Below are 12,953 nucleotides of genomic sequence, written 5' to 3'. Positions count from 1 at the left end.
TTCACGTTCGCGATGTCGACGCCCGTGCCGTCGCTCTTCACACGAACTTTTACGTTGTAATCCACTACCCGTTTGACGGGCACAAGCACCTTCATTTCACTATCTCCTATACGACAAGAACACGGCAGCGCCACTCAGACTTCTATCTGCACCCGTTGCCGCAGCACGCGTGTGAGGATCGCGTAATAGATTCCCCCTACGGCGAGCCAACCCAGACCCAGCACCCAGGTATCGCGGCCCATCGCGTACAGCACGGCGGCGACCACCACAAAACCGACGACCGGCACGACCAGATGCCGTAGCCATTGCGTCGAACGGTTGCGCCGCACGAAATGGTTGACGACTGCCACATGCAACATCAGAAAGCCGGTGAGCGCGCCGAAGTTCACAAAACGGGTGAGCTGATCGAGCTTTTCCATGAACGCGAGCGAAACGACGAGCGAGATAACGGCCACCAGCAGAATGCTCACATAGGGAACGCGTCGGACCGGAGAGATCCGCGCCAACACGGAAGGCAACTGACGGTCGCGCGCCATCGAAAACAGAATGCGTGCAATGGAGGCGGTCGATACCAGAGAGTTTGCGACACCCCATGCCAACACGGTGGTGCAGGATGTCAGGACGTAAAGCCAATGGCCACCGGAGAACTCGGCAATTTCATAGAACGCCGTCTCCGGCGCACTGGCCCGATGTCCTGCACCCAGATCGGCAGCGATCCACGTTTGAAGAATGAATAACGCGCCGACGACAAAGAGCGACGCCAACGTCGCGCGTCCGACAAGCCCTTTGCCCTCTGCCCGAACCTCTTCCGACATCGTGGAAATGGCGTCGAAACCGAGGAAAGACACGGCTGCGATTGCTACCGCAGAAAACATGGCAGACAGACTGAACGCGGCCGGCTGATACCAAGGGGCCATCGTCAGTCGCCCCGCACCGACGTGGCCGAAGTAAAGCGCATACAGGCCGGTGACGCAGAACACCGACAGCACCAGCAGTTGCAATGCGAGCAGCCACTTGCCGGCCCGCGCGGTGAATTCCATGCCGAGAAGGTTGATTCCTGCGCCGATACCGGCGAACAGCAGAATCCATCCCCAACGAGGCAACTCGGGAAACATCGGGGCGAGGGCGGCTGCGCTGCCGATATAGAGCAGCGAAGGGATCAGGAGGTAGTCGAGCAGGATCAACCAGCCCGCCATGAACCCGAGCGTCGGTCCGATTCCGCGCTGGGCATAGGTGTAGACGGACCCCGCCAGCGGGAAGGCGGCCGACATCGATTGATAGCTCACGGCCGTCAGCGCCATGGCGATGACACCCGCCAGATAGGCCAGGGCGACCATCCCATGCGAAGCATCTGAGACGAACCCATAAATCCCGAATGGCGAGACGGGGATCATCCAGAGCATCCCGTAGACGATCAGGTCCCGAAAGCTCAGTACGCGCTTGAGCTCTTGCGTATATCCAAACGACTCGACAGTCATATCTCCCCCTCGAAGCCGTCGGCCCCCCACAGGGCGACGATGAACCGCCCCATGCGGTTTGGATGGCAAGACTACAGAATGAAAAATTTCATACAAATGAGAGTAAACACTTAGAAAAGAAATATATATATCTTCCGTGCGAAAGTGCTAACCTTTGATTGTGATTTTTCATTTTTGATGTTTGTGTATTTTATGAAAATAATCTTTCAGTCATTCCTGTCCTGCAACGAAGCGCAAGGTGGTGCAGCGTGAGCGCCTTCGCTGAACGGACGGCACGGCCGTCTCCAGGGCTGCTGGAGGCGTCGGACCCTGCGCCGGCAACGGTAATTCGCGGGACCAGCGCCCACTGGTTCATCGTGTCCGACCATGCCTCGAACGCCGTGCCGGCAAAGCTCTCGCAGTTGGGGTTGACGGCGTCGGCGCTTGCGTCTCACATCGGCTGGGACATCGGCATGCACACCGTAGCCAGACGTGTGGCCGCGCGTCTGGGCGCAACGCTCGTTGAAGCCGGGTTCTCGCGACTGGTGATCGATTGCAACCGGTATCCGGAAGATCCGGCGTCCATTCCGGAAACGTCGGGTGGCATTGCCGTGCCGGGCAACCGGGGACTCTCGGCACGCAATCGCGAGCAGCGGATCGACGAGATTCTCGTGCCTTATCAGCGCACGGTAGCTGCCGAGCTTGAAGGCGTGCTCGCGGCGGGCGGCGCTCCGGTGTTTCTGTCGCTGCACTCGTGTACACCCCACTGGCAGGGCCAGCATCGTCCGTGGGACATTGGCATCAGTTGGTCGGTAGACGAGCGCGTGGCGCGCCCGGTCATCGAATGCCTGCAAGCGCGCGAGGACCTGTGCGTGGGCGATAACCAACCGTATACGCTCGATATCGGCATCGACTTCACGACGCCGGAGCACGCGATGCGACGTGGGCTGGCGCACCTTCAGGTCGAGTTTCGGCAGGATCTCATCGCCGACCCGGAAGGGGCGATCCATTGGGCCGACGTGTTCGTCGACGCACTCGTGCAATGCCAGCGGGAGCATCGAGGCCATTGGCAGCGTGAGACGCCATGCGCGACGCAGGGGTTGCCGATGTCCAGTCTGCTCACGCGCACGGTTTCGACACTGTCGAGAGGAGAACGCGAAGATGTCCGCTCGTGATCCACGCTTCGACATCCTGTTCGAGCCGGTACAGATCGGCCCTGTCAGGACACGCAATCGCTTCTATCAGGTGCCGCATTGCAACGGCATGGGGCACGTCCATCCGTCGGCCATGGCGGGCATGCGCGCGGTGAAAGCCGAGGGCGGATGGGGTGTCGTCTGCACGGAAGAGTGCGAGATCAGCCCACTGAGCGAATTCTCTCCCTACATCGAAGCCCGGCTCTGGGACGACCGCGATGTGCCCGCACTTGCCCGCATGGCGCAGGCGGTCCATGCGCATGGCTCGCTGGCCGGCATCGAGCTGGCGTTCAACGGCTATTCCGCGCCGAACCGATTCAGCCGGGAAATTCCGTGGGCGCCGTCGGACACCCCTGTGCGCGGCTACGATCCGATTCAGGCGCGCGCCATGACGTTGGAGGACATCCGGCATTTGCGGCAGTTGCACCGGGCAGCGGCCCGGCGGGCTCGAGATGCCGGATTCGACATCATCTATGTCTACGCCGGGCACGATCTGGGGTTGCCGTTCCACTTCCTGACGCCGCGCAACAATCGGCGACAAGACGCCTACGGCGGCAGCGTCGAGAATCGTCTGCGCCTGCTGCGAGAACTGATCGAAGACACCAAGGATGCCGTGGGCGACCGGTGTGCCGTCGCGGTTCGCCTGGCCGTCGACGAACGCATGGGACGCGAGGGGCTGGAGCGTCAGGGCGACGGTGGCGAGATCTTCGCGACGCTTGCCGAACTGCCCGACCTTTGGGATATCAATGTCGCCGACTGGTCCAACGACAGCATGACGTCCCGATTCTCCGAAGAGGGATTTCAGGAGCAGTTTCTGTCAGGGCTGAAGGCGATGACCACGAAGCCGGTCGTCGGCGTCGGGCGTTTCACGTCGCCGGACGCCATGGTCGCGCAGATCCGGCGGGGCGTGATGGACCTGATCGGGGCCGCGCGCCCGTCCATCGCCGATCCGTTCCTGCCGGCGAAAATCGATGCCGGTCGCACCGACGAGATCCGGGAATGCATCGGTTGCAACATCTGCGTCAGCGGCGATCACACGATGACGCCCGTACGCTGCACGCAAAATCCCACGATGGGCGAGGAATGGCGCCGTGGCTGGCATCCGGAGCGGGTGCCTCGCGCCAGCGAGCCGGCGAGAACGCTTGTCGTCGGTGGGGGACCAGCGGGGCTGGAGTGCGCCCGCGTGCTTGCCGAGCGCGGGTATGAGGTGGCGCTGGTGGACGCCGCTCGCGAGTTGGGCGGGCGGGTCACGCGCGAAGCGCGCCTGCCGGGACTCTCGGCCTGGATTCGCGTCATCGACTACCGCCTTGAAGCGTTGCGCCGCATGCCCAACGTCGAGATCTATCAGGACAGTCCGGTGAGCGCGCAGGACGTGCTGGAGTTCGACGCGGCGCATGTGTTCGTGGCGACCGGCTCCCATTGGCGGCGTGACGGCCTCGGTCGTGCGTTGCGCTCGCCGCTGCCGCAAACGGCATTGCCGGTGCTGACCCCGGACGATGTGATGGCCGGTGCGCCGGTGCCGTCTCCGGTGGTGCTGTTCGACGACGATCACTACTACATGGGAAGCGTGCTCGCCGAGCTGTTGCGCGCACGCGGCGTCGAAGTCGTTTTCGTGACGCCGGCGGTCGATGTCGCCAACTGGACGCACAACACACTCGAACAGACGCGTATTCAGCGGCGCCTGATGGAACTTGGCGTATCCATCGTCGCCTCGCATTCGATCGCCGGTGTCGGCGACGATAGCGTCACGCTCGCCTGCGAGTACACCGGCAAGACACACGACATCGCGGCGGCATCGATGCTGCTGGTCACGTCCCGGGCGCCTGAGCGCAGTTTGTACGACGCGCTGGCGGAGCGTCGCAATGCGTCGGATGACGGCGGCAAGACGTCGCTTCACCTGATCGGTGACGGGCTGGCGCCCGGCACGATAGCGGCCGCCGTCTATTCGGGGCATCGGTTCGCGCGTGAGCTAGGCGTGCCGGTGCAGACCTTGACGTTCCGCCGCGAAATTCCCGCGCTCGATGCATTTCCGTTCCCGATATGACGGACTGAACACGATAACAGCAGCGCACGGATCTATCTGAATAGACACGACGTGCCGCACGGCGCAGAGACGACGCCGGCAGACACGCGACAAGCAGTACGGAGAGCGAAATGAATAGTGATTTGGCAATGTTGACCTGGTGCGACCTGAACGGTCTGGCCCGATGCAGGGCGGTCTTGCAGGACGATCTGAGTGCGGTCAAGCGCAACGGCGTGGGCTGGCCGTCGGCCGGTCAGGCGATCCTGCCGTTCGGCACTGTGGCCGACAACCCATGGGGGCCGATGGACGAAGTGCGTCAGGTGCCCGTGGGCGCCGGGGCACATCTGCCGGCGAGCGACGGGTGGCCCTCGTTCAATATGGTGCTGACGCAGTCGATGACGCGCGACGGCACGCCCTGGGATTGCTGCCCGCGTGCGTTCTGCGAGACGGCGCTTTCGGCGTTGCGCGCCGAGACCGGTTGGACGATGTTGAGTGCGTTCGAGTTCGAGTTCACGCGTTGGGGCGAGCCGGAGATCGCCGCGCGTCCGGTCTACACCGTCGACGCGTTTCGCGCGTCGGCCAAGTTCTTCGATGCGGCAGTCACCGCATTGCGGGCCGCGAATCTGGACCCACAAACCATCGAGCCGGAGTTCGGCAAAGGGCAACTCGAAATTGCGTGTGGCCCGGCGCCGGGTGTGAGCGGCGCCGACCGCGCGTTGCTCGTTCGCGAAGTGCTGCGCGAAGTGGCAAGACGGCAGAACCTCAAGCTTACGTTCTCGCCAAAACCCGCCCCGGACGCCGTGGGCAACGGTCAGCACGTGCATTTCAGTTTCGTCGATGCGGACGGCCAACCCGTGCTGTACGACGCGCGTTCGCCGTCGCTGATTTCGGAAAAAGCAGGTGCGTTTGTGGCCGGGATCATGGCGCACGTCAACGCCATCTGCGCCATTGCTGCACCGGCGCCGGTGTCGTACCAGCGGCTCGGACCGCATCACTGGAGTTGCGGCTACAGCTCGTTCGGCGTGCAAAACCGAGAGGCGGCGGTGCGTGTGTGCCCTCCGGCAGCACAGAATGAAAAAGATCGCGCGCGGGCCATCAATCTCGAATTTCGGGCGCCCGATGCGTTGAGCAATCCCTATCTGCTCATCGGCATGCTCGCTTACGCCGGTCTCGACGGCATTCGTCGCCAGCTTGCTACGCCGCCGCTCGCCGATCGTGATCCGGCCGACATGACCGATGCCGAGCGCGCGTCGCTGGACATCACGCCGTTGCCGTCCACGTTGGGCGAGGCGCTGGATGCGCTTCAGGCCGACGCGGCCGTCGCGCAGTGGTTGTCCCCCACGCTGCTCGACGCCTATCTCCGGATCAAGCGCGATGAAATCGCCGCGATGGAAGGGCGCACGCCCGAGGCCGTTTGCGACATTTATCGCGATATTTACTGACCTCATCGATACGACATCATGATCGACATCAAGCATCCATTGATCGACCACCATTGCCACGGCACCATTCGCGCGCCGCTCGATCGCACCGGATTCGAAGCGCTTCTGTCCGAGAGCTATATGCCGCCGCCGGAAGGCACATCGCAGTTCGACAAGCCGCTGGGGCTGCTGATCCGCAGACACTGCGCGCCGGTTCTCGATCTCGAGCCGTTTGCTTCACCGAAAGCCTACGTCGAGCGCCGTCAGGCGCTGGGTGTGGAGGAAGTGGGACGCCGTTTGCTGCGCGCCTCGGGGATCGGGATTTACCTGGTCGATACCGGACACCGCTCGACGCGTCTGACCGATGTGGGGGGCGTGAGTGCGCTTGCCGCTGCCCCGGCACGTGAGGTGGTGCGTATCGAATCCGTGATCGAGGGGGTCGCGCGAGAGGGCGGTGACGCCGCGACGTTCGCACAGCGCTGCGAGGCGGAACTTCGCGCGCGTTGCGTCGACGCGGTTGGTCTGAAAAGTGTCGTGGCTTACCGGTCGACATTCAAGATCGACCAGACCCGCCCGAGCGTGCAGGAAGTGGAGGCGGCCGCGTCGCGCTGGCTGCGCGCACTCGACACGTCAGGCGGCGAGGCCCCTCGTCTGAGCGATACGGTGCTGTTGCGCTTCGGCTTGTGGATGGGGATCGACGTGTGTCGCGAGAAGCGATTCCCGCTGCAACTGCATGTCGGATTTGGCGACCCCGATGTCTACATGCATGCGTGCGACCCGACGCACTTCACCGATTTCCTTAAAGCCACGGAGCCGCTGGGCGTTCCCATCACACTGCTGCACAACTATCCGTTCATCCGGGAAGCAGGTTGGCTCGCAGAGATCTTCCAGCACGTGTACTACGACGTCGGCGCCATCCTGAATTTTCTGGGGCCGTCGGCATTGAGCGCGATGCGTCACGCGATGGAAATGGGGCCGTTCTACAAACAGCTGTTCAGTTCGGACGCGTTCGGGTTGCCCGAACTGCATTACCTCGGCGCGGCGCAGTTCCGCCTCATGCTGGGCCGGGTGCTGGACAGCTGGATTGCCGACGGCGCGTGCACCCCCGCAGATGCGGAACGCATTGCGGAGGCGATTTCCGTGGGGAACGCCCGGCGAATCTATCCGCTCGCGGGGGTGTGAGCACACAGGCACATCGGCAAATGAGCAACATAGTCCGACGTGCATGAGGCAATGGTTTGACGCACTCGACCGATAAAGCGTGGGGGTCGGGCGAGTGTGTCTATTTTCTCAACATGTGTTCCACGCCTGCGGCTTCGCGAATACTTTCCAGTCGAGTAATGCGGTTATGTGCGTCTTGCCCCAGCCGAATGAAGAGTTGCTGGCACACAAAGTCGATGAAGGCCAGCACACTGACGAACGAATCGAACGGCACGCCGCTGCGCGTGTGGCACACGAACACTTGATGCGCGTTCTTGACGGCGGGCGACATGTACGGGTCCGTCACGAGCACGATCTGCGCCTTGCGCGAAGCGGCTGCCGCGACGAAGTCCGCGGTGTCCTGTTGATAGCGTCGGAAGTCGAAGGCGATGAGCGTGGCACGCGAATCGAGCTCGGCGAGCAGGTCCACGGCAGTGCCGTCGATGCCGCCGATATGCACCGTTTTCGCGCGCAAATTATGCGTGAGCTGCCGGAAATACAGTGCCAGGGATCCGGTCTGACGCCCCCCAAGGAAGTAGATCGTGCGCTTGGGGTCGGCCAGGTGATCGATGAGCGCTTCGACCTCACTGGCGTCCGTTGCGCTCATCGTGTCCGTCACGAGCTGATTGAACAGGGTAAGCGCGGCGTCTGCCCCCTCACCTTCGGAGAGCTTGTCGGGCAATGTTTCGAAGAGCGCACCCGGCGAAGCGAAGCGCGCCACGACGTCGGCGTGCAGCGCGCGCTGGAACTCTGCGAAATTGCCATAGCCGAGCGTTTCGGCAAATCGCGACACGGTCGCCGGGCTCACACCGGACGCCGCTGCGATTTCCACGACCGTCTTCAGTCCGGTGATCGGGAAGTCGGCGATCAAGGTCATCGCGACACGTCGTTCGGCCGGACTCAGCGTCTGCATGGCGCTGCGCATACGCTCCAGTAGTGTTTGGTCATTTTTTTTCATATTCGTCAGTGTAACACCTAATGAAAAAATTATTTCTTAAGCATACGCTTGAATCGGAGGTGCATGTAGCGAAGGTTGACTGACGTTCTCCGGCGGGGGAGATGGTAGCAAGTCTGCGGGCATGCGCGGCACCGCCGACGTTCCCGTATCGCGCATATCGAATGTCGAAAACACAAGTAGAAAAAAATTAGTTGTCCATATTTTATTTACAACCGTACCCCACGGCGCAGCAAACGACCGGCACATCCCGAAAACGTGCCGGCGTCATCGCAAGGACAGGAGAAGATCGTGAAGCGATTGGCCGTTGTTGGGGTAGTGGGAGCGCTGTGTTCGTCGGGCGCCGAAGCGCAGAGCAGCGTGACGTTGTATGGATTGATAGACAGTGGATTGACATATGTGAGCAACGATGGCGGCAGGAGCGGGTGGAAGGCGGTGAGCGGCGTTCCTGTCGGAAGCAACTACGGGTTCAGGGGCAGTGAAGATCTGGGCGGGGGAATTTCGGCGGTGTTTCAACTGGAGAACGGTTTCGACGGATTTACCGGGAACGGGTCGGGCAGGGCGTTCAACCGGCAGGCGAAGATGGGCCTGTCGAGCAAGACGTCGGGCACGCTGACGTTTGGCCGGCAATACGACTCGATTGTCGATTTCGTAGCGCCCTATACGTCTAATGGCGCCTATGCCGGTTGGTATTTTTCGCATCCGCAGGACGTGGACAACACGGATAACGGTTTCATCGTGAGCAATTCGGTGAAGTATCGGAGCATCGATTACAACGGGCTGTCGTTCGGCGGTCTGTATGCGTTCGGCAACGTTGTCGGCGACTTCCATCGCAACAGCGTGTGGAGCATCGGCGTGAATTATGCAAACGGTCCGATCGGCTTCGGCGCGGCATTCCTGCGAGCGGCGTCGCCGGGCACGGGGCTCGATGGGTTTTACATGAACAGGGCGACATACACCAACACCGTGTACGGCAGTTACTTGCCTAACGCCGAGTACGAAAACATTGCGGGCGCGGGGATCAGTTATGCGTTCGGCAAGGCCAAGCTGATGGGCAGCTTCACCAACACGGTATTCGTGGGCGGCGCCTCCGGTCACAACGCCAGTTTCAAGAACGTCGAACTGGCGTTGGGCTATCAGCTCCGGCCTGAGTGGTATCTGCTCGGCGCCTACACGTACACGTTCGGCAACGACAACTCGACAGGCGCCTCGCCGAAATATCACCAGGTGAATTTCATGGCCGACTATCTGCTTTCCAAACGGACCGACATTTACCTGATGGCCGTCTACCAGCGCGCTGCCGGAAGCGCGAGCGTCGCTCAGATCACCGGCTTCGGCGCATCGTCCACCCGGGCACAGGCGGCGTTTCGCCTCGGCCTGAAGCATACGTTCTGAGGTGACGCATCATGAGCATCTATATTCGTATCGCGGCGGTCATGTTCCTGAACTTCTTCGTCTGGGGCGCATGGTTCGTGACGGCAGGGCTCGTCCTGAGCAAACACGGTCTGGGCGCGCACATCGGGAATCTGTACTCGCTTGGCCCGGTGGCGTCGATGATTACCCCTTTCATTGCCGGCTATCTGATCGATAAATACTTCAGCGCCGAGCGGCTGCTCGGTGCGCTGCACGTCGTTGGCGGCTTGTTGCTCTTCGCCGTGCCATCGTTCATCGAGCGGGGCGACAGCACGGGCCTGCTCGTGACGCTGTTCGTCTATAACCTCTGTTTCATGCCGACGCTATCGCTGACGAACAATATTGCGTTTGCGCATCTCGGGCAGGCGGAAAACTTCCCTTACCTCAGATTGTTCGCGAATGTCGGATGGATCGTGCCGGGGTTTTTCATCGGCGAGGCAGGGCTGTCGGATTCCACGTCGGTGTTCACGATTGCGGCGGTCGCATCGCTGGTGTTGGGGGGGCTGAGCCTGACGTTGCCCCGACGTTTGCCGCAGGACAATCCGGGATCACAGTCTGCCAATACCTTCGCTCAGGGACTGGCTTTGCTCAAGCACCGTCAGTTCGCCGTGCTGCTGGGGTGCATGTTCCTCATCATGATTCCGCTCACGTTCTATTACGCATATACCGCGACGTTTGCCGACGCGGTGGGGTTCCAGCGAGTGGGCACGGTGATGACGGCAGGCCAACTGAGCGACCTGGTTGCGATTGCGTTGATTCCGCTGCTGATCCGACACGTCGGATACAAATGGATGATTCTGCTCGCCATGTGCGCCTGGGTCGCACGCTATGCGCTCTATTCCACCGGCGCGCTGCCACCGAGCCTCACGCTGGTGTTCATCGGTATTGCCATTCACGGCATCTGCTACGACTTTCTGTTCGTGACGGCTTTCGTCTATACCGAAAAGGTCGCCGGGCCGGCAGCCAAAGGGCAGGCGCAAGGGCTCGTCATGTTCTTTACCTACGGGTTGGGCATGTTCGTTGGTGCACAGGTTGCCGGCCACATCTACAACACGAGCCTCCAGGCCGGCGCGACCGCGCTCAATCTCGCCGGCTGGCAGAGCTTCTGGCTGTACCCGATGGCGCTCTCGGCGGTTGCCGCGCTCGTGCATCTGATTGGATTTCGCCGCGAACGTGCCCGGGATGGGGTGACGGCGCGCGCGCTCGGTTGACTTGATTGATAAGGGGTAGGTACGCCGTTCGCCACGGCGGACCTATCGAATTTTTAATGAAGGTGGATAACATGACGACGCACAACCCGATGAGAGAAGTGTATTTGCAACACGACGCGCTGGGACTCGCCGCGTTGGTGAAGGCCGGTGAGGTGAGCGCGACGGAGTTGATGGAGGTGGCGATCCAGATCGCGGACGAGCTCAATCCGACGCTCAACGCCGTAAGCCAGCGCTGCTACGACGATGCCCGCAAGCGGGCGAGATTGCCGCCCGGCGACGGCGTATTCGCCGGCGTTCCGTTTTTGCTCAAGGATCTTGCAACGACCGCAACCGGTCTGCAATCGACGAACAGCAGCCGTTATTACCGGCTGCATAACAATGTGCCGGCCGCCGACAACGAGGCGGTGCGGCGGATGCGTGCCGCCGGACTGATTCCTTTCGGGTTTACCAACGTTCCCGAGAACGGCTGGGCGTTGACCACGGAGCCGAAACTCAACGGGCCGACCCGCAATCCCTGGAACACCGCGCTGACCTCCGGGGGCTCGAGCGGAGGGGCGGCGTCGGCGGTCGCCTCGGGCATGGTGCCGCTGGCGGAGGGGAGCGACGGCGCAGGCTCGATTCGCATGCCGGCGGCCATGTGCGGAACGGTCGGACTCAAGCCATCGCGTGGGCGTGCCTCTATCGCGCCCGCGGCGGATTTCTGGCATGGGGGCGCGGTCTTCCTTTGCCTGTCTCGTACCACGCGCGATACGGCGGCCTTCCTCGATGTCGTTGCCGGTGGCACGCCGGGCGAGCCCTATGCGCTGCCCAAGCCGGATCGCTCTTTTCTGTCGCTGTCCGAGAAAGCACCGGAGCGCTTGCGCTGTGGATTCACTGTGCGGTCGCCGCAAGGGGGGGCGGTCGATCCGGAAATCGCAAAAACGGTGCACGACGTCGCGGTGCAACTGGCCACGCTGGGGCATCATGTCGACGCCCACGATCTGAGCTTCGATATCCAGGGTTGCTGGCGCGCTTACACGAGAATTCTCGCTGTGCAGGCAGCGCTTCAGTTCGCCGGTTCGACAAAAGCGTTAGGCGTCGCTCCGACGCAAGAGACACTCGAACCGTACACCTGGTCGGCGATCGAAATGGGGAAAAGCATCGACGCGGTCTCGCATGCGGCAGATATCGATGCGATGCGGCATGGCGGCATGGAGATCGCCAATTCACTCGACGCATTCGATCTCTTCGTCTCTCCGGTGTCGTGCCGACTCCCGTTCCCCATTGGGTCGGCTTTCGATATGTCGACAGGCGATTGGGCGGCGTACAACGAAGCGTTTCTCAAGGACACCGCATTCCTCTTCCCCTTCAATGTGGGAGGGCAACCCGCGATCTCGCTACCGCTGGGCATGAGCGAGGCGGGGCTGCCGATTGGTGTTCAGATCACGGCGAAGATTGGCAATGAAGCCATGTTGCTGCAAGTTGCATCCGTGCTCGAACAGGTCATGCCCTGGTCGGGGCGACGCCCGCTGGTGTCCGCGCGCAACTGATCGGCATGCGTCTTTGTGGCTCGCGGCCCTGGCGCCTAGAGCCGTATGCCGGCGGGTGGTTCGCAGGCAAGGGACATACCCTCACGGTCGTGGTCAGTGAAACCCCGGTGCCCTGCTCACCGGGGTTTTTTCATCGTCGATGCAGGATTGTCGTCGGTCTGCGTAAGACGGTGCAGTGGTGAATTTTTCAGTGTCGGGTTGAAGGGAACGGCATCTGATGTCAATTCTTCAGTTAGGTATCCGAATTTCGATCAAAAGCTACCGGACGATGGGAGGTTTTTCTTACGAGGCGTGCTTGAGAATTGCTCTGCGACAACCGGAGATCGCCTTTTCAGCGCTTGATCTGCACGATTATTTTGTTTTGATACGTGAAATAGTTGAGCATTTCGAAGGCTTTTCGATGAAAGATGTTGAAGGCGTTCGTGAAAATCCAGTCAGGTGAAGCCAACTTAGTATTGCGCCCGAGGTACCTCAGAGTGCCGCCATTCATTCGGAGTTCAATCTAACCGTCGGCGTCGCTAAGGAACATCTCGGACTGTCTCAGAGCTGTG

10 protein-coding genes and 1 pseudogene are annotated in these 12,953 nt (G+C 61.6%); 8 read left to right on the top strand and 3 right to left on the bottom strand.

Annotated elements, in window-relative coordinates; all coding sequences use genetic code 11:
- A pseudogene (locus PAN31108_RS21495) lies at positions 1-95 on the bottom strand (electron transfer flavoprotein subunit beta/FixA family protein); the annotation flags it as partial.
- Positions 96-134: 39 nt separating this feature from the next.
- Positions 135-1,478, bottom strand: coding sequence for an APC family permease (locus tag PAN31108_RS21490; RefSeq protein ID WP_150670801.1), 1,344 nt, complete (start codon positions 1,476-1,478; stop codon positions 135-137).
- Between the two features lie 248 nt (positions 1,479-1,726).
- Here PAN31108_RS21490 and PAN31108_RS21485 point away from each other — a divergent pair, with 248 nt between their 5' ends.
- The 4 genes from PAN31108_RS21485 to PAN31108_RS21470 all read left to right on the top strand — a co-directional run bounded on the left by PAN31108_RS21485 (position 1,727) and on the right by PAN31108_RS21470 (position 7,276).
- Complete coding sequence (locus PAN31108_RS21485) at positions 1,727-2,632, top strand: N-formylglutamate amidohydrolase (protein WP_174995089.1); 906 nt, start codon at positions 1,727-1,729, stop codon at positions 2,630-2,632.
- On the top strand, positions 2,619-4,694 hold the full coding sequence (locus PAN31108_RS21480; RefSeq protein ID WP_150670799.1) for an oxidoreductase: 2,076 nt from the start codon (positions 2,619-2,621) through the stop codon (positions 4,692-4,694). Before PAN31108_RS21485 ends, PAN31108_RS21480 begins: the two co-directional genes overlap by 14 nt.
- A gap of 110 nt (positions 4,695-4,804) precedes the next feature.
- A complete protein-coding gene (locus PAN31108_RS21475; protein WP_150670798.1) occupies positions 4,805-6,115 on the top strand; it encodes a type I glutamate--ammonia ligase in 1,311 nt (436 codons plus the stop codon).
- An 18-nt stretch (positions 6,116-6,133) separates the two neighbouring features.
- A complete protein-coding gene (locus PAN31108_RS21470) occupies positions 6,134-7,276 on the top strand; it encodes an amidohydrolase family protein (protein WP_150670797.1) in 1,143 nt (380 codons plus the stop codon).
- A 100-nt stretch (positions 7,277-7,376) separates the two neighbouring features.
- On the opposite strand, the gene PAN31108_RS21465 is transcribed toward PAN31108_RS21470, so the two are convergent.
- A complete protein-coding gene (locus PAN31108_RS21465; RefSeq protein ID WP_150670796.1) occupies positions 7,377-8,252 on the bottom strand; it encodes a MurR/RpiR family transcriptional regulator in 876 nt (291 codons plus the stop codon).
- 288 nt (positions 8,253-8,540) lie between these two features.
- Here PAN31108_RS21465 and PAN31108_RS21460 point away from each other — a divergent pair, with 288 nt between their 5' ends.
- The 4 genes from PAN31108_RS21460 (at position 8,541) to PAN31108_RS21445 (ending at position 12,844) form a co-directional block, all read left to right on the top strand.
- Positions 8,541-9,644 (top strand): porin, encoded by a 1,104-nt coding sequence (locus tag PAN31108_RS21460; protein ID WP_150670795.1) that lies wholly within the window; start codon positions 8,541-8,543, stop codon positions 9,642-9,644.
- A gap of 11 nt (positions 9,645-9,655) precedes the next feature.
- Positions 9,656-10,873, top strand: coding sequence for an MFS transporter (locus PAN31108_RS21455; RefSeq protein ID WP_150670794.1), 1,218 nt, complete (start codon positions 9,656-9,658; stop codon positions 10,871-10,873).
- A gap of 71 nt (positions 10,874-10,944) precedes the next feature.
- A complete protein-coding gene (locus PAN31108_RS21450; protein ID WP_150670793.1) occupies positions 10,945-12,402 on the top strand; it encodes an amidase in 1,458 nt (485 codons plus the stop codon).
- 217 nt (positions 12,403-12,619) lie between these two features.
- Positions 12,620-12,844 carry a hypothetical protein gene (locus tag PAN31108_RS21445; RefSeq protein WP_150670792.1) on the top strand — a complete coding sequence of 75 codons (225 nt, stop codon included), beginning with the start codon at positions 12,620-12,622 and terminating at the stop codon, positions 12,842-12,844.
- Positions 12,845-12,953: the final 109 nt, after the last annotated feature.

The organism is Pandoraea anhela (assembly GCF_902459655.1).
GTDB classification, from domain to species: Bacteria; Pseudomonadota; Gammaproteobacteria; order Burkholderiales; family Burkholderiaceae; genus Pandoraea; species Pandoraea anhela.
This window is presented reverse-complemented; position numbering and strand designations above follow the sequence as displayed.